The sequence below is a fragment of the Streptomyces sp. CB02923 genome (genome assembly GCF_001905005.1).
Lineage (GTDB): Bacteria > Actinomycetota > Actinomycetes > Streptomycetales > Streptomycetaceae > Streptomyces.
Genome location: NZ_LWKZ01000027.1, coordinates 307,086 through 326,118 on the forward strand (window position 1 = coordinate 307,086; position 19,033 = coordinate 326,118).

The following is a 19,033-nucleotide window of genomic DNA, read 5'->3' on the forward strand; positions in this document are numbered from 1 at the left end:
GGTATGGCCTCGTTGAGCATCCCCGGAATCGAGGACCCCGACGACGCCGGACTCTCGTCCCCAGTATGCCGTACGGTCACCCCCTCAGGCGACGTGCTGTTGCTGGTTCCTGGGGACTCCGCGGCCGCCAGGGCCGCCGCACACGCCCAGGACGACGACCTCACCGCCGTGATGGAGATCACCGACGTGGCCCCCGTCTCGGTGCCCCACCGCATCCGCGGCCGGGCCTGGGTGGCCGGCTGGCTCACTCCCGTACGCAATGAGGAGCGCGCCCGCGCGGCCATGCTGCTCGCCGAGCGGCACCCCGTCGGCGAGCTGCTCGGCATCGGTGAGGCCCTGCAGCCGGACCCGCAGCCGGGCATGTTCGGGCGGCCCGCCTGGATGATGCTGCGCATGGAGGTCGGCGAGGCGGCCGTGGACGACCTGTGGGGCGCGCAGTCCATCGAGCCGGAGGAGTTCGCCAGGGCCGAACCCGACCCGCTGGCGGCCCACGAGGCGGAGCTGCTCCAGCATCTCCACTCGGCCCACAGCGACCAGGTCCGCGGCCTGTGCACGCTGCTCGGCGACCGCTCGCAGCGTGCGTGCGACTTCCACGACCGGGCCGTACCCGTGGCCCTGGACCGCTTCGGCCTGCGGGTGCGCTTCACCGACTCCCGGCACCGCTCCTTCGACGCCCGCTTCGACTTCCCGGAACCCGTCCGGGACGTCGTCGAACTCCGCCACGCCATGCACACCCTCTTCGACGCGGCCGCGTCCGGATGAACCCGAACCCCACTCAATCGCCGGACGGGCGGCCCCCCAGCCCGTCCGGCGCTTGAGGACGGCCGTCGGCTACGACGCGCCCGCACCCAGCAAGCCCCGCCCGGCAAAATCAAGCCCGTCCGGGGGCACCTCCCAGCGGTAGCTGGGGGAGCTTGAGGATGCCCCTCGGCCACGAGCAACCCGCACCCGTCGCGCAACCGCCCCCTCAACGCACCCCTACGACTCCTCACCGCGCAAGCGGCTACGTACGCGCTCCGTCACATCCGCATACCGCGCCTCGGAGCCATACCGCGTAGGCGCGTAATACCGCTTGCCGTGCACCTCGTCCGGCGCGTACTGCTGCGCCGCGATTCCGCCGGGCAGGTCGTGCGGGTACTGATAGCCCTTGCCGTGCCCCAGCTTCTCGGCGCCCTTGTAGTGGCTGTCGCGCAGGTGCGGCGGCACGGGGCCCGCCAGCCCGGCCCGTACGTCCGCGAGGGCCGCGTCGATCGCCAGGTAGGCCGCGTTGGACTTGGGGGCCAGCGCGAGCGCGATCGTGGCCTGGCTGAGCGTGATCCGGGCCTCCGGGAAGCCGATCAGCGCCACGGCCTGGGCCGCGGCCACCGCGGTCTGCAGGGCGGACGGGTCGGCGAGCCCGATGTCCTCGCTCGCCGAGATCATCAGCCGGCGGGCGATGAACCGCGGGTCCTCCCCCGCCTCGATCATCCGCGCCAGGTAGTGCAGCGCCGCGTCCACATCGGAGCCCCGGATGGACTTGATCAGGGCGCTGGCGACGTCGTAGTGCTGGTCGCCGGACCGGTCGTACTTCACCGCGGCCCGGTTGACGGACTCCTCCAGCGTCTGGAGGGTGATCTCCTTCTCCCCCTTGGAGATGGCCGCCCCGGCGCCCGCTTCCAGGGCCGTGAGCGCACGGCGCGCGTCGCCGCCCGCGACGCGCAGCAGATGCGCCTCGGTGTCCGCGGGCAGTGTGACCGCGCCCGCCAGCCCCCGCGCGTCCGTCAGGGCGCGCTTCAGCAGACCGCGCAGGTCGTCGTCGGTGAGCGGTTCGAGCGTCAGCAGGAGCGAGCGGGAGAGCAGGGGGGAGATCACCGAAAAGTACGGGTTCTCGGTGGTGGCGGCGATCAGCGTCACCCAGCGGTTCTCGACGGCGGGCAGCAGGGAGTCCTGCTGGGCCTTGCTGAAGCGGTGGATCTCGTCCAGGAAGAGGACGGTCTCCTTGCCGTAGCCGCCCGAGGCGCGGCGCGCGCCGTCGATGACGGCCCGCACCTCCTTGACGCCGGCCGTGATCGCGGAGAGCTCCACGAAGCGCTTGTTCGTCGCCTGGCTGACCACGTACGCGAGGGTGGTCTTGCCGATGCCCGGCGGGCCCCACAGGAAGACCGAGGACGGTCCGGCGGGCCCGCCGTCGCCCTCGCCGACGAGGCGGCGCAGCGGCGATCCGGGCTTGAGCAGATGCTGCTGGCCGACCACCTCGTCGAGGGTGCGCGGACGCATCCGTACGGCGAGGGGCGACCCCGTGGGGTCTTTCTCCTGGCGGTCTTCGGCAGCGGCGGTGAACAGGTCGGGCTCCACGCTCAAGAGCCTATGCCACCCCACTGACAACGCCGCCGGGCGCCGGTGTCCCCGGTGTCCCGGCGGCGCTCCGTGCCGCGGGAGATCTCAGACCAGGGTGCTCCAGTACGACCACCACTTGGTGAGGATCAGCAGGGCGATCACGCCGTACCAGAGCACCGGCACGACCCAGTGGAACTCCAGGACGGCCTTCCGCACGCCTTCCGGCACGGGGATGATGCCGTGCTTGAGGTTGTGCACGGTGGTGTACCAGAACATCAGGATCGTGACGCACCAGGTCAGCGTGCACCACAGGCAGAGCGAGTTGATGACGTACAGCGACTGCGACATCAGCCACATGCAGAACACGGCGCCCGCGAGGGTGCCGATGTTCAGGCCGATCCAGTACCAGGCGCGGTAGCGGGCGCCCGCGAGCAGCCCGACGCCGACCGCGAGGACCACGCCGAACGCGATCAGACCGGCGACCGGGTTGGGGAAGCCGAAGACCTCGGCCTGCGGGCTCTGCATCACGTTGCCGCAGGAGATGATCGGGTTCAGGCTGCAGGCCGGCTTGAAGTTGGGGTCCTTCAGCAGCTCGATCTTGTCCAAGGTGATCACCCAGGACGCGAGGATGCCCAGCGCACTGGTGATCACCAGCAGCCACGCCAGGCCCCGCCCCGAGCCGGTCGTGCCGCCGCCGCGGCCGGGGTGATCGTCGCCGGTGGACACGTCGTCAAGCGCTGTCGTCGTCATATCGCCGTTCCGTCGGTGCCTTGGGGAGTGAGCGGACGGCGCGTTCCAACTGGCGCGCGCCGGGCCCTCATTCTGCCCCAACCGGACACGGAACCACCGTTCGATGCGCATAAAGACCCCCTTCCGAGCCACCGCGCGGCGGACGGCCGGAAGGGGGCCTCTACACGACAGCGGGAGCGCCGTACAGGGGCGGAGGGGATCAGCCGAGCCTGCGGCGGACCTCTTCGACCACCGCGTCCGGCGCGACCGGCGTCTGCTCGCCGCTCTCCAGGTCCTTGAGCTGGACGACGCCTTCGGCCAGATCGCGCTCACCCGCGACGACCGCCAGGCGGGCGCCGGAGCGGTTGGCCGACTTCATCGCGTTCTTCAGGCCCTTGCCGCCGTACGCGAAATCGGTGGCGATCCCGGCCCGGCGCAGCTCGGTGACCGTGGCGAACAGGAGCCGCCGGGCCTCCTCGCCGAGCGGCACGGCGAAGACGGCCGTGCTCGCGGGCAGTTCCAGCTCGACGCCCTCGGCCTCCAGCGCCAGGACCGTGCGGTCCACGCCGAGCGCCCAGCCCACCGAGGGCAGCGCGGGGCCGCCGATCATCTCGGAGAGGCCGTCGTAGCGCCCGCCGCCGCCGACCGCGGACTGCGAGCCGAGGCCGTCGTGGACGAACTCGAAGGTGGTACGGGTGTAGTAGTCCAGCCCGCGCACCAGCTTCGGGTCGTCCTCGTAGGCGACGCCCGCCGCGGTCAGCAGCTCGCGCACCTGCTCGTGGTACGCCTTGCACGCCTCGCACAGGTGGTCGCGCAGCAGCGGCGCGCCCGCCAGCTGCTTCTGCACGTCGGCGCGCTTGTCGTCGAGCACCCGCAGCGGGTTGATGTCGATGCGGCGCCGGGTGTCCTCGTCCAGGTCGAGTCCGTACAGGAACTCCTGGAGGGCCGTCCGGTAGGCGGGGCGGCACTCCTTGTCGCCGAGCGAGTTGAGCAGGATGCGGAAGTCGCGCAGGCCCAGCGAACGGTAGGCGTCGTTGGCCAGGATGATCAGCTCGGCGTCCAGCGCCGGGTCCTCGGCGCCGATGGCCTCCGCGCCGACCTGGGAGAAGTGGCGGTAGCGGCCCTTCTGCGGACGCTCGTACCGGTAGTAGGAGCCGGAGTACCAGAGCTTGACGGGGAGGTTGCCCGCCTTGTGGAGGTTGGCCTCCAGGGCGGCGCGCAGCACGGAGGCGGTGCCTTCGGGGCGCAGCGCGAGCCGGTCGCCGCCCTTGGTCTCGAAGGCGTACATCTCCTTGCTCACGATGTCGGTGGACTCGCCGACACCTCGCGCGAACAGCTCGACGTTCTCGAATCCGGGCGTCTCGACGTACCCGTACCCCGACCGCTTGAGGGGTCCGGAGATGGCCTCGCGCACGGCGAGGAAGACCGCGGACTGCGGCGGGATCAGGTCGTAGGTGCCCTTGGGGGCCTTGAAGGTGCTCACGGAAGTTCTCGTCACATTCCTCGTCGCGGAGCCGGGCGCTGCGGTGCGCCGTCTCCGAGGCCGGCGGCCACCTCCCGCAGGAAGGGGTTGGTGGCGCGCTCGCGGCCGATGGTGGTCTGGGGGCCGTGGCCGGACAGCACCACGGTCTCGTCCTGGAGCGGCAGGCACACGCGCTCCAGCGACCGCAGTATCTCGGCGTGGTCGCCGCCCGGCAGGTCGGTACGTCCGATGGAGCCGGCGAACAGCAGGTCGCCCGAGAAGAAGACCGGCGGGCACCCCTGGTTTCCAGAGGTGGCGGCCTGCTCGGGCATCCCGAAGGTCACCGACCCCTTGGTATGGCCCGGGGTGTGCGCGACCGAGAACTCCAGCCCGGCCAGCTCCAGCTTCGCGCCGTCGCCCAGCTCCTTGACGTCGTCCGGCTCCCCCACGGTCAGCTCGCCCATGAGCTGCTGCCCGATGGAGCGGCCGAGGGCCTTCTCCGGGTCGCTCATCATGTAGCGGTCCTCGGGGTGGATCCAGGCGGGCACGTCGTGCGCGCCGCAGACCGGGACGACCGAGGCGACGTGGTCGATGTGGCCGTGGGTGAGGACGACGGCGACGGGCTTGAGCCGATGCTTCTTCAGCGCTTCCTCGACGCCCGGCGCGGCCTGGTGGCCCGGGTCGATGATCACGCACTCCTCACCCGCGGCCGGGGCGACCAGGTAACAGTTGGTCCCCCAGGCCCCGGCGGGGAACCCGGCAATGAGCACGTTCGTCCTCAACATTCGACGGCTACGGACGGATCACCGACGGCGATCCGGAAGATTTCGGCAGTTCCAGAGCCTACCGGCGGGACTCCCACCCGGGCGAACCCGTATACGGTACGGCCCACGGCAGACCTCAGCGCACACCTAGGAGACGACCGGTGGTCAGCAGCGATCAGCGGCGGCGGCAGCTCGCCCGCGAGAAGTTCGAGCGCCAGCAGCAGCGGCGGGACGCGGCCCGCCGCAAGGCCAAGCGCCGCAACGTGATCGTCGCGTCGGCCCTGGCCGTCGCGCTGGCCGCGGGCGCGGCCGCGTACGCCTCGGTCGGGCTGGCCGGCGGCGACGACACGGCGGACGCCGCGGCGCCGTCCCCGAGCAAGCCCGCCGACCCGTGCGGCAAGCCGGCGCCGGGCGCGCCGTCCAAGGAGCGCTGGAAGAAGGAGCCGGCGATGTCCGTGGACACTTCGGCGTCGTACGCGATGAAGCTCCGGACGACCTGCGGCGACATCGGCATCGAGCTGGATGCCGCGAAGGCGCCGCACACCGTCAACTCCTTCAGCTTCCTGGCGGACCAGAAGTTCTTCGACCACAGCACGTGCCACCGGCTCGTCGACCAGGGCATCTACGTCCTGCAGTGCGGCGACCCGACCGGCACCGGCGCGGGCACCCCCGGCTACACGATCCCGGACGAGAACCTGAAGGACCCGAAGCTCAAGGGCGACATCTACCCGGCGGGCACGGTCGCGATGGCCAACCGGTACGACGGCAAGAGCGACAAGACCCGCAACAGCGGCGGCAGCCAGTTCTTCCTGGTCTACCAGGACAGCAAGCTGCCCCCGAACTACACGCCCTTCGGCACGGTCACCGAGGGCCTGGACGTCGTGAAGAAGATCGCCGCCGCGGGTTCCAGTCCCGACCAGGCGACGGGCAACACCGCGCCGAACGCGACGGTGGTGATCAACCGGGCGACGGTCACGAAATCCTGACCCGGGCACGCCCCCGGGCACGCCGGAGGCGCCGCCGCGGTGGGCGAACCGCGAAATTTCGGTCGTGCTGGATGCGGACAGCCGGCCCGCCGGTCGCCTAGATTGGCGTTGTGTAGGGTGCCTGCTCCGACGGCTGCCACCCGCACCCGCAAGACACCCGTCGGACCGGCCGGGGCGCAGCCCCGCCGGACAGAAACTGTGGACGATGCCGGGGGGCGACGCGCTCTCGTCGGCATCATGTGGAGGAGGCGCTGTGAGCAGCGACCCATGGGGCCGCGTCGACGAGACGGGGACCGTGTACGTGCGTACCGCCGACGGCGAGCAGGTCGTCGGATCGTGGCAGGCGGGAACTCCCGAAGAGGCCCTCGCCTACTTCGAGCGCAAGTATGAGGGCCTGGTCGTCGAGATCGGCCTCCTCGAACGGCGGGTCAGGACCACCGACCTGTCGGCCAAGGACGCGACGGCCGCGATCGACCACCTGCGGCAGCAGGTGGACGAGCACCACGCGGTGGGTGACCTGGACGCGCTGCGCAAGCGGCTGGACCAGCTCGTCACCGATGTCGACGCGCGCCGCGAGGAGCGCAAGGCGCAGAAGGCGCGGCAGAGCGACGAGGCCCGGCAGGCCAAGGAGAAGCTGGTCACCGAGGCCGAGGAGCTGGCGGCCAGCGAGCAGTGGCGGGCGGCCGGCGAGCGGCTGCGGGCCCTGGTGGACACCTGGAAGGGCCTGCCGCGCCTGGACCGCAAGGCGGACGACGAGCTGTGGCACCGCTTCTCGCACGCCCGCTCGGCGTTCTCCAAGCGGCGCAAGGCGCACTTCGCGTCGCTGGACGCGCAGCGCGAGGAGGCCCGCAAGGTCAAGGAGCGGCTGGTCTCCGAGGCGGAGGCGCTGTCCGGCTCGACGGACTGGGGGCCCACCGCGGCCCGCTACCGCGAGCTGATGGCGGACTGGAAGGCCGCGGGCCGCGCCCAGCGCGAGCACGAGGACGACCTGTGGAACCGCTTCCGCGGCGCCCAGGACATCTTCTTCCAGGCGCGCAGCGAGGTGTTCGCGGAGCGCGACGCCGAGCAGCGGGAGAACCTGACGCGCAAGGAGGAGCTGGTCGTCGAGGCCGAGAAGCTGCTCCCGGTCTCGGACCTGAAGGCGGCGCGGGCCGCGTTCCGTTCGGTCAACGAGCGGTGGGAGGCCATCGGGCACGTGCCGCGGGACGCCCGCCCGAAGATCGAGGGCCGGATGCACGCGGTCGAGCGCGCCATCCAGGAGTCCGAGGAGACCGAGTGGCGCCGTACGAACCCGGAGGCGCGGGCGCGCGCGGCGGGTCTGACCGGGCAGCTCCAGGACGCGGTCGACAAGCTGCACCAGCAGATCGACGCGGCGCGCACGGCGGGCAACGACGCCAAGGCCGACAAGCTGGGGCGTGAGCTGGAGGGCCGGCAGGCACTGCTGGACCAGGCCTTGAAGGGCCTGGAGGAGTTCGGCGGCAAGTAGGCCGCAGCACGAGGGCCCCGGTACGGATGTCCGTACCGGGGCCCTCGTACGTGATCGTCACGGCCTGCGCGCCGACGTCACCCGGTAGACGTCGTAGACGCCCTCCACGCTGCGTACGGCCTTCAGGACATGCCCAAGATGCTTCGGGTCGCCCATCTCGAAGGTGAAGCGGGAGGTGGCCACCCGGTCGCGGGACGTCTGGACGGCCGCGGACAGGATGTTGACGTGCTGGTCGGAGAGGATGCGCGTGACGTCCGACAGCAGCCGGGACCGGTCCAGCGCCTCGACCTGGATGGCGACCAGGAAGACCGAGGACTGGGTGGGCGCCCACTCGACGTCGAGGATGCGCTCCGGCTGCTTGGACAGCGAGTCGACGTTGACGCAGTCGGCGCGGTGCACCGAGACGCCGTTGCCGCGGGTGACGAAGCCGATGATCGGGTCGCCCGGCACCGGCGTACAGCAGCGGGCGAGCTTGACCCACACGTCGTCGACGCCCTTGACCACCACGCCCGGGTCGGCGCTGGAGCGCCGCTTGGAGCGCGGCCGGATCGGGGTGGACTCGGCGATGTCCTCGGTCGCCTCGTCCTGCCCGCCGAGCGCCTGGACCAGCTTCTGCACGACGCTCTGCGCCGTGACGTGGCCCTCGCCGATGGCGGCGTACAGGGACGAGATGTCCGGGTAGCGCATCTCGTGCGCGAGGGTGACCAGCGAGTCCCCGGTGAGGATGCGCTGGATCGGCAGGTTCTGCTTGCGCATCGCACGGGCGATGGCGTCCTTGCCCTGCTCGATGGCCTCGTCGCGGCGCTCCTTGGAGAACCACGCGCGGATCTTGTTGCGGGCGCGCGGCGACTTCACGAAGCCCAGCCAGTCCCGGGACGGGCTGGCGCCGGGCGCCTTGGAGGTGAAGACCTCCACGAGGTCGCCGTTGTCGAGGGTCGATTCGAGCGGTACGAGCCGTCCGTTGACGCGGGCGCCTATGGTCCGGTGGCCGACCTCGGTGTGCACGGCGTAGGCGAAGTCCACGGGGGTGGCGCCGGCCGGCAGCGCTATCACGTCACCCTTCGGCGTGAAGACGAAGACCTCGTTGCGGGACAGGTCGAAGCGCAGCGATTCGAGGAACTCTCCCGGGTCCTCGGTCTCCTTCTGCCAGTCCAGCAGCTGGCGCAGCCACGCCATGTCGTTGACGGTGTCCTGGCCGTCGGCCTTGTTCTTCGGTACGTCGGTGCGCACCTTGGAAGCCCCGGCGACGGCCTCCTGTTTGTACTTCCAGTGCGCGGCGATGCCGTACTCCGCGCGCCGGTGCATGTCGAACGTACGGATCTGCAGCTCGACGGGCTTGCCGCTGGGACCGATGACGGTCGTGTGCAGCGACTGGTACATGTTGAACTTGGGCATCGCGATGTAGTCCTTGAACCGCCCCGGGACCGGGTTCCACCGGGCGTGGACGGTGCCGAGCGCCGCGTAGCAGTCGCGGACGGTGTCGACGAGGACGCGGATGCCCACCAGGTCGTAGATCTCGGCGAAGTCGCGGCCCCGCACGATCATCTTCTGGTAGACGCTGTAGTAGTGCTTGGGCCGGCCGGTGACGGTGGCCTTGATGCGGGCGGCGCGCAGGTCGGCCTGGACCTCGTCGGTCACTATGGCCAGGTATTCGTCCCGCTTGGGGGCGCGCTCGGCGACGAGCCGCACGATCTCGTCGTACATCTTGGGGTAGAGGATCGCGAAGGCGAGGTCCTCCAGCTCCCACTTGATGGTGTTCATGCCCAGGCGGTGCGCCAGCGGAGCGTAGATCTCCAGCGTCTCGCGGGCCTTCTTCTCCTGCTTCTCCCGCTTCAGGTAGCGCATCGTGCGCATGTTGTGCAGGCGGTCGGCCAGCTTGATGACCAGGACGCGCGGGTCCTTGGCCATGGCCACGACCATCTTGCGTACGGTCTCGGCCTGCGCGGCCTCGCCGAACTTGACCTTGTCCAGCTTGGTGACGCCGTCGACGAGCAGGGCGACCTGGTCGCCGAAGTCGCGGCGCAGGGTGTCCAGGCCGTACTCGGTGTCCTCGACGGTGTCGTGCAGCAGGCCCGCCATGAGGGTGGCCGGATCCATGCCCAGCTCGGCGAGGATCGTGGTCACCGCGAGGGGGTGGGTGATGTACGGGTCGCCGCTCTTGCGCTTCTGGCCGCGGTGCCAGCGCTCGGCGACCTGGTAGGCGCGCTCGACCTGCCGCAGGGTGGCGGCCTCGATCTTCGGGTCGTTGCTGCGCACGATCCGCAGCAGCGGTTCGAGGACCGGGTTGTACGGGCTCTGCCGCTGCACGCCCAGGCGCGCCAGGCGGGCCCGTACCCGGTTGGAGGAGCCGGTACGGCCGGTGTAGACGGGCGGCGTGGGCTTGGCGGCCGGTACGGGTGACGCGGCGGGCCGGACGGCGGGCGGCTGGGACTTCGGCACGCCGGAGCCCTCGCTGTTCTTCTGCACACCCGAACTCTGCGTGCCCGAATTCTGCGTGTCGGAGTTCTGCGTGCCGGAGTTCTGCGCACCCGAGGCGGCCGCGTCCGCGGGGCCGGGCTGGTCCGGATGGGCGGACTGCGATGCCCCCGGGCGGAGTCCGGGGGAAAGCGGCTGGGCCTCGTCTGGCAAGAGCACTCCTCAAAGGGGGTCCGGACCACAAGACCACGAACGGGTCAGGCTGCCATGGTATCGACCTCGGCGCTCCGGCTCCTCCGCGGCCGCCGGGTCCGTACATGACAGCAAAAGGGCATCCGGGTTTGTTCCGGATGCCCTTTTGCTCGGTTTTTGCGGAATTCCGTCCGTCCGGGGAGCGGCGCGGCCGCCCCGGGACGGCCGTCCCGCAGGTCCCGTCAGACCGTGATCAGCGACTCCAGCGGAGCGCCCTTCAGCCCCGGCTCCAGCCGCTGCCGCCCGGCCAGGAAGCCCAGCTCCAGCAGCACCGCCACGCCCGCGACCTCGGCCCCGGCCCGCCGGACGAGCTGCAGCGACGCCTCGGCCGTACCGCCGGTGGCCAGCACGTCGTCGATCACCAGCACCCGGTCGCCGGGGGCGACCGCGTCCGCGTGTATCTCGATCTCGGCCGTGCCGTACTCCAGGTCGTACGCCTGGCGGAGCGTCGCGCCGGGCAGCTTGCCCGCCTTGCGTACGGGGACGAAGCCGACACCGGCCCGTACGGCCACCGGAGCGGCGAGGATGAACCCGCGCGCCTCCAGGCCCACGACCTTGTCGGCCTCGTACCGCTCGCACAGGGACACGAACGCGTCGGTCAGCGCGCCGAACGCGGCCGGGTCCGCCAGCAGCGGCGTGATGTCCTTGAAGACCACGCCCGGCTTCGGATAGTCCGGTACGTCCGCGATCCGGCTGAGCAGCAGCTCCCGCAGGCCGTCGGGGGCGCTCACCGGCGCTTGCCCGACGGGCGGCCGCGGCTGCGGTTGCGGGACGCGGGCTGGTTGCGCTGGCCGACCATGCTGTCGGCCTCGTCCCCGGTGTCCTCCGCGTCCTGCGGCGCGTCCTCGTCCCCGGCGTCCGGCGCGGCGTCCTCCTGCTGCCCCGGTGCCCCGGCCTTGGCGGCGGCGGCGCGCTTGGCACGCACCCGCTTGGCCAGCGCCTTCATCCCCGGCTCGCGCTCCTTGAAGTCGGCGACCAGCGGGGTCGCGATGAAGATCGAGGAGTACGCACCGGCCGCGAGGCCGACGAACAGGGCGAGCGAGATGTCGTTGAGCATCCCGGCGCCGAGCACACCGCCACCGACGAAGAGCAGACCGGCGACCGGCAGCAGCGCCACGATCGTGGTGTTGATGGACCGCACCAGGGTCGAGTTGATGCTGCGGTTGGCCACCTCGCTGTAGGTGTAGCGGGTCTGCTTCTGGATGTCCTTCGACGATTCCTTCAGGCTGTCGAAGACCACGACGGTGTCGTAGAGGGAGTAACCGAGGATCGTCAGCAGACCGATGACGGTGCCCGGGGTGACCTCGAAGCCGACCAGCGCGTACACGCCGACCGTGATCGTGAGGTCGTGGATCAGCGCGATCAGGGCCGCCAGCGCCATTCTCCACTCGAAGGCGATGGCGAGGTAGATCACCACCAGGACCATGAAGATCCCCAGGCCCAGCCAGGCCTTGTTGGCGATCTCCTCACCCCAGCTGGGGCCGACGAGCTGGGTGTTGATGTCCTTGACCGGGACGTTCAGGTCCTTGGCCAGGGCCTCCTGCACCGGCAGCGACTGCTCGGTGTCCAGCTCGCTGATCTGGATGCGCAGGCCGCCGTTGCCCAGCTTCTGGACCGTGGCCTGGTGGCCCGTCGCCGCGGCCTCGGCCCGGTGCTCCGCCTCGGTGGCGGAGACGCTCGTCTTCGGGGTGGTGAAGACCGCGCCGCCGGAGAACTCGATGCCCATGTTCAGGCCGCGCACCGCCAGGCCGACGATGGCCGTGATGGTGATCAGGATCGAGATGCCGTACCAGATCTTCCGCTTTCCGATGAAGTCGTAACCGACCTCACCGCGGTAGAGCCGGGCGCCGATGTTGCCTAGCTTCGACATCTCACGCCTCCTTCGTCTCGGTGGGGGCGGTGGTGCGACGGCGGCGCAGCGGCGGCTTGGCACCCAGACGCTTGGGGTCCAGTCCGGACCACGGGTGGCCGTTGGCGAAGAACTTGCGCCGGGCCAGCAGCGTCATCAGCGGCTTGGTGAAGAAGAAGACCACGACGACGTCGAGCAGGGTGGTCAGGCCCAGCGTGAACGCGAAGCCCTTGACCTTGCCGACGGTGACGATGAACAGCACGAACGCGGCCAGGAACGACACGAAGTCGGAGACCAGGATCGTGCGCCGGGCCCGCGGCCAGCCGCGCTCGACGGCCGGGCGCAGCGTACGGCCCTCGCGGATCTCGTCCCGGATGCGTTCGAAGTAGACGATGAAGGAGTCCGCCGTGATGCCGATGGCGACGATGGCGCCGCAGACGGCCGGCAGGTTCAGCGCGAAGCCGATGGCCGGGCCCAGCAACGTCATGATCGCGTACGTGAGGACCGCGGAGACCCCGAGGCTCGCCAGCGCGACCAGCGCCAGACCGCGGTAGTAGGCGACCAGGTAGACGATGACCAGCGCGAGGCCGATGGCGCCCGCGATCAGACCCGCCTGGAGCTGCTCGCCGCCGAGTGCCGCGGTGACCGTGGTCTCGTCGGCGATCTTGAAGGAGAGCGGCAGGGCGCCGTAGGACAGCATGTTCGCCAGGTCGCCCGCGGACTCCTGGGTGAAGCCGCCGGAGATGGTGGCGCTGCCGCCGTTGAGCTGCTGGCTCACCCGCGGGTCGGAGACGACCGCGCCGTCCAGCACGATGGCGAACTGGTTCTGCGGCTGGGTCTTGGCGGCCAGCTTGCCGGTGATGTCGGCGAACTTCTTGCCGCCGGCGCCGGTGAAGTCCATCTGGACGATCCAGCCCTGGCCCTGCTGGCTCTCGAAGACCGCGGAGGCGTCCTTGACGTCGGTGCCCTCGACGGCGACCGGGCCCAGCACGTACTTCTGCGAGCCGTCGTCCTTGCAGGCCACGACGGGGTCGCCCGGCTTGACGCCGGCGGCCTTCTCGCCTGCGGCGGCGCGCGACTGCTTGGTGGAGCAGTCCAGGTCCGCGAGCTGCTTCTGCAGCGCGGCCGGGATCTCGTCGGCGCCGGTGGACGGCTGCGGGGTGTCGCCCGGCTTGGGCGAACCGCTGCCGGTGGCCTTCGGCGGGTCGGCCGGGCCCTTCTTGAGGGCGCTGGTCACGGCGCGGCCCTGGGCCGTGGAGGTGGCCGACGGCTTCGTGGAGGGCTCGCCGTCCTTCTTGCCGTCGTCCTTCCCGTCCTTCTTGCCGTCGTCGCCCTTGCCGCTCGCGGAGGGCGTGGGGCTCGGGCTGGCCGGCGGTGTCTTCGTACCGGCGGTGGTGGTCACCACCGGCCGGAAGCCGAGCTGAGCGGTGGTACCGACCTGCTGGCGGGCCTGCTTCGCGTCCGTCCCCTTGGGGATGTTGACGACGATGTGGTTGGTGCCCTGGGTCTGGACCTCGGCCTCGGACACACCGAGACCGTTGACCCGCCGCTCCATGATGCCCGCGGCGGTGTTCATGTTGGTCTCGTTGATCGCGTTGGGCTTGCCTGGCTGGTTACGGGCCTCCAGCGTGAAGCTCGTACCGCCGGCGAGGTCGATGCCCAGCCGGGGCGTCGAGGTGCCGGAGATGAACATCCCGGCGACCAGCGCCACCATGGCGATCACGATCAGGACCAGGGTGCGCCCCGGCCTTCCCTGGCCCCCAGGAGACCTGCGGCCCTTTTTCGGTGCTGCCACCTTCTCGTATCTCCCTGTCCAACCGCCCGGCTCGGTGCCTGCCGAGCGGCCACGAAGTGTAGTGGGGACGTGCCCCCGCCGGAGCCTAAACCGTCCCGGAACCGCGGTGCACCGTTCGAGGGGTGCTCCGCGGTTCCGTCGGGGCGGGGCTACTTCGCGTCGGCGCCGCCGTCCTTCTTGTCGGCCTTGTCGGCCTGCGCGCCGCTCTTGGCGCCCTCGGCGGCCTCGGCGCCGGTCGCGTCCTCGGCCTTCCCGGCGTCCTTCGCGTCGGCGGCGGGCTCGCTCTTGGCGAGGTCGGCCTTCGGCGACTTGTCCAGGTTCGCGGCCTTGTCGCCTGCGTCGGCCTTCTCGTCCGCGGCCGGGGCGGCGTCGGTCAGCGAGGAGGCGTCGTCCGGCACGACCGTGTCGTCCTTGCCCGACTCGGCGCCGTCGAGGATGCGGTTGTACTCCTCGTCGGGGAGGACCGCGCCGACCGCGTTCTTGGCGTAGAGGGCGTGCACGCCGGGAGCCACCTCGAGGAGGACGGCGTCGTCGTGGATCTCCTTGACGGTGGCGTACATGCCTCCAATCGTCCGGACGCCGGTGCCGGGCTGCATCTCGTCGCGCATCTGCGCCGCCGCCTGCTGCTTCTTCTTGGCGGACCGGGTCATCAGGAACATGGCCCCGATGAGGACGATGAAGGGGAGGAGAGTCACGATACTCACGGGACGAAAATCCTTCGCACGACCGCAAGTCCGCGGTCTGATATACGGGGGTGGGTATGCCGGACCATACGGTCGGCATCGGCGGAGTCTAAGCGAGTCCGCACCGGTGGAACAACGCCCAGCATGGCACCGCAGTTCCTGACCCGGCGAGTCCCCGCGCCGTCACGTCCCGAAGAGCCCCTGCTGTCCGGTTCCCCCCGCTTGCTGCGGGGGCGGCGCCAGGCCCAGGTGGGCCCAGGCCGCGGGGGTGGCGATCCGGCCACGGGGCGTACGGGCGAGCAGGCCCTCCCGTACCAGGAACGGCTCGGCGACCTCCTCGACCGTCTCACGCTCCTCCCCCACGGCCACCGCCAGGGTGGACAGGCCCACCGGACCGCCGCCGAACAGCTTGAGCAGCGCCGTGAGCACCGCGCGGTCCAGGCGGTCCAGGCCGCGGCCGTCGACCTCGTAGACGGCCAGGGCCTGCGAGGCGATCTCCTTGGTGATCACTCCGTCCGCCTTGACCTGCGCATAGTCGCGGACGCGGCGCAGCAGCCGGTTGGCGATGCGCGGGGTCCCGCGGGAGCGCCCGGCGATCTCCGCGGCGCCCTCGGCTTCTATGTGCACGTCGAGCAGCCCGGCGGAGCGGTGGATGACCCGTTCCAGTTCGCCGGGGGCGTAGAACTCCATGTGGCCGGTGAAGCCGAAGCGGTCGCGCAGCGGCGGGGGCAGCAGACCGGCCCGGGTGGTGGCGCCGACCAGGGTGAAGGGCGGCAGCTCCAGGGGGATGGCGGTGGCCCCGGGGCCCTTGCCGACGATGACGTCGACGCGGAAGTCCTCCATGGCCATGTAGAGCATCTCCTCGGCGGGCCGGGACATCCGGTGGATCTCGTCGAGGAAGAGCACCTCGCCCTCCTGGAGGGAGGACAGGATCGCGGCCAGGTCGCCGGCGTGCTGGATGGCGGGGCCCGAGGTGATGCGGATCGGGGCGCCCATCTCGGCGGCGATGATCATGGAGAGGGTGGTCTTGCCGAGGCCGGGGGCGCCGGAGAGCAGCACATGGTCGGCGGTGGCGCCGCGGGCGCGGGCCGCGCGCAGGACCAAGTCGAGCTGCTCGCGCACCCGCTCCTGGCCCACGAACTCCTCGAGGTCCTTGGGGCGCAGCGCGGCCTCGACCGCGGTGTCCTCGCCGTCCGCGTCGGGCCCCACCAGCCGGTCGGGCCACTCGGCCGTGCCGCCCGGAGGCGGGCCGGCCGCGGTCTCGGTGGGCTCGTCCCAGTTCACTGCGTCCTGCCTCACGTGGTCGTACCGGCCCGGTCGGCCGGCTTCGCGTCGCGGTTCTTGCGGGGGTGTTCGGTCGTACGGGTCCGGGGCGCGCGGCCTCGCCGGACCGGGCCGCGGGCCGCCGCGCGGTGCACGGTGCTCACCGTGTCCGGTTCAGCGACTGGAGGGCCGCCTTGAGCAGCTGCGACACCTGCGGCGAGCCGCCCTCGGCCAGGGCCGCCTCGGCCTGCGGCGCGACGGCGGACACCGCCTCGTCGGCCTCCCGGGTCGCGTACCCGAGACCGATCAGCGCGGCGTGCAGCTGGTCGCCCCACCCGGCCGTCACGGCGCTGCCGACGCCCGCGCCGCCCGTGCCGACGGGTGCGCCGAGCCGGTCCTTCAGCTCCAGCAGCAGCTTCTGGGCGCCCTTCTTGCCGATGCCGGGCACGGCCGTGAGCGTCTTCTCGTCACCGTTGGCGACGGCGAGCCGCAGCGTGTCCGGGGAGTGCACCGCGAGCATGGCCTGGGCCAGGCGCGGGCCCACCCCGCTGGCGGTCTGGAGGAGTTCGAACGTCTGGCGCTCGTCGTCGTCGGCGAAGCCGTACAGGGTGAGCGAGTCCTCCCGTACGACGAGGGAGGTGGCCAGCTTGGCCTGCTGGCCGATGCGCAGCCCGGACAGGGTGCCCGGCGTGCACTGCACGGCCATGCCGATGCCGCCGACCTCAACGACGGCGGTGTCCGGGGCCAGGGCCGCGACCGGGCCGGAGACGAAGGCGATCATCGGGTGCCCTTCTGGGGTGCCTCGGACCGCGGTCCGAGAACGCGTGCGGGAGTACGTCGGGTGGCGGCGGGCGCCGGGCGGGCACGGGCTGCGGCGTGCGCCTGCTGGAGGCGGTTGGCGGCATGCGCCTGCTGGAGGCGGTTGACGGCGGGGGCGCGCCAGATGTGGCAGATGGCCAGGGCCAGCGCGTCCGCCGCGTCGGCCGGCTTGGGCGGGGCGTCCAGCCGCAGCAGCCGGGTGACCATCGCACCGACCTGCGCCTTGTCGGCGCGGCCCGAACCGGTCACGGCGGCCTTGACCTCGCTGGGGGTGTGCAGCGCGACGGGCAGGCCGCGGCGCGCGGCGCACAGCATGGCGACCGCGCTGGCCTGGGCGGTGCCCATGACCGTACGGACGTTGTGCTGGCTGAAGACGCGCTCGACGGCGACGCAGTCGGGCCGCTGCTCGTCGAGCCACGCGTCGATACCGCGCTCGATGAGCACCAGGCGCTGTGCGACTTCCGCGTCGGCCGGTGTCCGTACGACGCCCACGGCGGCCATCGTGAGCGGGCGGCCCGCGACGCCGTCGACCACGCCGACACCGCAGCGCGTCAGCCCCGGGTCCACGCCCAGCACCTTCATCGCCGCTCCCCCACTTCTCCCCTGTGCGCCAACTGTTCTCCGCGGGGTTCGAACCCCTGATCAGCACAGTATCCGCTGCCACTGACAACACAGAACGGGCCGACGGGGTGTGTCCCCGCCGGCCCGTCACCGCCGCAGCTGACTGCCCGTCAGGCGTCGACCTTGGCCATGACCTCGTCCGACACGTCGAAGTTGGCGAAGACGTTCTGCACGTCGTCGCTGTCCTCCAGCGCGTCGACCAGCTTGAAGATCTTGCGGGCGCCCTCTTCGTCCAGCTCGACCTGCATGGTCGGAACGAAGTTGGTGTCGGCCGAGTCGTAGTCGATGCCCTCCTTCTGGAGAGCGGTACGGACCTCGACCAGGTCGGTGGCCTCGCTGAGCACCTCGAAGGACTCGCCGAGGTCGTTGACCTCCTCGGCGCCGGCGTCCAGGACCGCGCCGAGCACGTCGTCCTCGCTCAGCTCACCCTTGGGGACGATCACCACGCCCTTGCGGTTGAACAGGTACGAGACCGAGCCGGGGTCGGCCATCGAGCCGCCGTTGCGGGTCATCGCGACCCGCACGTCCGAGGCGGCGCGGTTGCGGTTGTCGGTGAGGCACTCGATGAGCACCGCGACACCGTTGGGGCCGTAGCCCTCGTACATGATCGTCTCGTAGTCGGCGCCGCCGGCCTCCAGGCCCGCGCCGCGCTTGACCGCGGAGTCGATGTTCTTGTTCGGCACCGAGCTCTTCTTCGCCTTCTGGATGGCGTCGAAGAGGGTCGGGTTGCCCTCGATGTCGGCACCGCCGGTGCGGGCCGCGACCTCGATGTTCTTGATCAGCTTCGCGAAGAGCTTGCCGCGCTTGGCATCGATCACGGCCTTCTTGTGCTTCGTCGTAGCCCATTTAGAGTGGCCGGACATCCGCCTGTCTCCTTCGCGTAACCAGGTTGAGAAACGAACGTCACAGATCCTACCGGGACGGGATCGGGCCGCCGCACACACGGTGGGCGGCCCACGGCGGACCGTTACGCGCAGCGCACCATGCCGACGAAGTACGCGTGCACCCGGTGGTCGCCGGTGAGCTCCGGATGGAAGGACGTGGCAAGGACGTTACCCTGCCGGACCGCCACCGTGTGCCCGTCGTACGACGCCAGTACCTCGACGGCGGCACCCGTCGACTCGACCCAGGGCGCCCGGATGAAGACGCCCTGCACCGGACCGCCCCCGATCCCGGTCATCGCGACCGCCGCCTCGAAGGACTCGTTCTGCCGTCCGAAGGCGTTACGGCGCACGATCATGTCGATGCCGCCCAGCGTCTCCTGGTCTGCGCGGCCGTCCAGCAGCTTGTCGGCCAGCATGATCATGCCCGCGCAGGTCCCGTACACCGGCTTGCCGGAGCGCACGAACTCCCGCAGCGGCTCCAGCATCCCGAAGACCACCGCCAGCTTCGACATGGTCGTGGACTCGCCACCCGGTATGACCAGACCGTCCAACTCGTCCAGTTCCTCGGGCCGGCGCACCGGCCTGGCCAGGGCGTCCGCCGTCGCCAGCGCCGTCAGATGCTCGCGCACGTCGCCCTGGAGGGCCAGCACGCCGATGGTGGGGGTACTCATCCGTCCGTCGTTCTCCCGCTCGCCGTCTTCGCGCCCTC

General features: G+C 71.1%; 17 protein-coding genes. 3 read left to right on the forward strand and 14 right to left on the reverse strand.

Annotation, left to right across the window (positions count from 1 at the left end):
- Positions 1–3: 3 nt before the first annotated feature.
- Positions 4–762 carry a DUF2470 domain-containing protein gene (locus A6A06_RS36230; protein ID WP_073767724.1) on the forward strand — a complete coding sequence of 253 codons (759 nt, stop codon included), beginning with the start codon at positions 4–6 and terminating at the stop codon, positions 760–762.
- Between the two features lie 216 nt (positions 763–978).
- On the opposite strand, the gene A6A06_RS36235 is transcribed toward A6A06_RS36230, so the two are convergent.
- From A6A06_RS36235 to A6A06_RS36250, 4 genes are all read right to left on the reverse strand, one after another.
- The gene (locus A6A06_RS36235) at positions 979–2,334 is read right to left on the reverse strand and encodes a replication-associated recombination protein A (RefSeq protein WP_073767726.1); all 1,356 of its coding nucleotides are present in this window, start codon (positions 2,332–2,334) and stop codon (positions 979–981) included.
- An 87-nt stretch (positions 2,335–2,421) separates the two neighbouring features.
- Positions 2,422–3,066 carry a vitamin K epoxide reductase family protein gene (locus tag A6A06_RS36240; protein ID WP_073767728.1) on the reverse strand — a complete coding sequence of 215 codons (645 nt, stop codon included), beginning with the start codon at positions 3,064–3,066 and terminating at the stop codon, positions 2,422–2,424.
- Positions 3,067–3,265: 199 nt separating this feature from the next.
- Positions 3,266–4,528, reverse strand: a complete 1,263-nt coding sequence (gene hisS / locus A6A06_RS36245; protein ID WP_073767730.1) for a histidine--tRNA ligase — start codon at positions 4,526–4,528, stop codon at positions 3,266–3,268.
- An 11-nt stretch (positions 4,529–4,539) separates the two neighbouring features.
- On the reverse strand, positions 4,540–5,277 hold the full coding sequence (locus A6A06_RS36250; RefSeq protein WP_073767732.1) for an MBL fold metallo-hydrolase: 738 nt from the start codon (positions 5,275–5,277) through the stop codon (positions 4,540–4,542).
- Positions 5,278–5,432: 155 nt separating this feature from the next.
- Between A6A06_RS36250 and A6A06_RS36255 the strand changes: the two genes are divergently transcribed.
- Both A6A06_RS36255 and A6A06_RS36260 read left to right on the forward strand, forming a co-directional pair.
- A complete protein-coding gene (locus A6A06_RS36255; RefSeq protein WP_073767734.1) occupies positions 5,433–6,257 on the forward strand; it encodes a peptidylprolyl isomerase in 825 nt (274 codons plus the stop codon).
- A 253-nt stretch (positions 6,258–6,510) separates the two neighbouring features.
- Positions 6,511–7,743, forward strand: a complete 1,233-nt coding sequence (locus A6A06_RS36260) for a DUF349 domain-containing protein (protein ID WP_073767736.1) — start codon at positions 6,511–6,513, stop codon at positions 7,741–7,743.
- Positions 7,744–7,800: 57 nt separating this feature from the next.
- Here A6A06_RS36260 and A6A06_RS36265 read toward each other — a convergent pair whose 3' ends face one another.
- The 10 genes from A6A06_RS36265 to pdxT form a co-directional block, all read right to left on the reverse strand.
- On the reverse strand, positions 7,801–10,371 hold the full coding sequence (locus tag A6A06_RS36265) for a RelA/SpoT family protein (RefSeq protein WP_073767738.1): 2,571 nt from the start codon (positions 10,369–10,371) through the stop codon (positions 7,801–7,803).
- Positions 10,372–10,592: 221 nt separating this feature from the next.
- Positions 10,593–11,141, reverse strand: coding sequence for an adenine phosphoribosyltransferase (locus tag A6A06_RS36270; RefSeq protein WP_073767740.1), 549 nt, complete (start codon positions 11,139–11,141; stop codon positions 10,593–10,595).
- Complete coding sequence (secF, locus tag A6A06_RS36275) at positions 11,138–12,280, reverse strand: protein translocase subunit SecF (protein WP_073767742.1); 1,143 nt, start codon at positions 12,278–12,280, stop codon at positions 11,138–11,140. The genes A6A06_RS36270 and secF overlap by 4 nt, the downstream gene beginning before the upstream one ends.
- Before the next feature lies 1 nt (position 12,281).
- A complete protein-coding gene (secD, locus tag A6A06_RS36280; protein WP_073767744.1) occupies positions 12,282–14,054 on the reverse strand; it encodes a protein translocase subunit SecD in 1,773 nt (590 codons plus the stop codon).
- 149 nt (positions 14,055–14,203) lie between these two features.
- Positions 14,204–14,758 carry a preprotein translocase subunit YajC gene (gene yajC / locus A6A06_RS36285; RefSeq protein WP_073767746.1) on the reverse strand — a complete coding sequence of 185 codons (555 nt, stop codon included), beginning with the start codon at positions 14,756–14,758 and terminating at the stop codon, positions 14,204–14,206.
- A 162-nt stretch (positions 14,759–14,920) separates the two neighbouring features.
- Positions 14,921–16,021: a Holliday junction branch migration DNA helicase RuvB gene (ruvB, locus tag A6A06_RS36290; RefSeq protein ID WP_073767748.1), complete on the reverse strand. Its 1,101-nt coding sequence runs from the start codon at positions 16,019–16,021 to the stop codon at positions 14,921–14,923.
- Positions 16,022–16,160: 139 nt separating this feature from the next.
- A complete protein-coding gene (ruvA, locus tag A6A06_RS36295) occupies positions 16,161–16,781 on the reverse strand; it encodes a Holliday junction branch migration protein RuvA (protein WP_073767750.1) in 621 nt (206 codons plus the stop codon).
- The gene (ruvC, locus tag A6A06_RS36300; RefSeq protein ID WP_073767752.1) at positions 16,778–17,401 is read right to left on the reverse strand and encodes a crossover junction endodeoxyribonuclease RuvC; all 624 of its coding nucleotides are present in this window, start codon (positions 17,399–17,401) and stop codon (positions 16,778–16,780) included. The genes ruvA and ruvC overlap by 4 nt, the downstream gene beginning before the upstream one ends.
- Before the next feature lie 149 nt (positions 17,402–17,550).
- Positions 17,551–18,303, reverse strand: coding sequence for a YebC/PmpR family DNA-binding transcriptional regulator (locus tag A6A06_RS36305; protein ID WP_073767754.1), 753 nt, complete (start codon positions 18,301–18,303; stop codon positions 17,551–17,553).
- Between the two features lie 104 nt (positions 18,304–18,407).
- Positions 18,408–18,995: a pyridoxal 5'-phosphate synthase glutaminase subunit PdxT gene (pdxT, locus tag A6A06_RS36310; RefSeq protein ID WP_073767756.1), complete on the reverse strand. Its 588-nt coding sequence runs from the start codon at positions 18,993–18,995 to the stop codon at positions 18,408–18,410.
- Positions 18,996–19,033 lie beyond the last annotated feature (38 nt).

Coding starts and splice junctions, on each gene's coding strand:
- secF (WP_073767742.1), bottom strand. CDS start 12,280: ATGTCGAAGCTAGGCAACATCGGCGCCCGGCTCTACCGCGGTGAGGTC.
- A6A06_RS36305 (WP_073767754.1), bottom strand. CDS start 18,303: ATGTCCGGCCACTCTAAATGGGCTACGACGAAGCACAAGAAGGCCGTG.
- ruvC (WP_073767752.1), bottom strand. CDS start 17,401: ATGAAGGTGCTGGGCGTGGACCCGGGGCTGACGCGCTGCGGTGTCGGC.
- A6A06_RS36240 (WP_073767728.1), bottom strand. CDS start 3,066: ATGACGACGACAGCGCTTGACGACGTGTCCACCGGCGACGATCACCCC.
- pdxT (WP_073767756.1), bottom strand. CDS start 18,995: ATGAGTACCCCCACCATCGGCGTGCTGGCCCTCCAGGGCGACGTGCGC.
- A6A06_RS36230 (WP_073767724.1), top strand. CDS start 4: ATGGCCTCGTTGAGCATCCCCGGAATCGAGGACCCCGACGACGCCGGA.
- ruvA (WP_073767750.1), bottom strand. CDS start 16,781: ATGATCGCCTTCGTCTCCGGCCCGGTCGCGGCCCTGGCCCCGGACACC.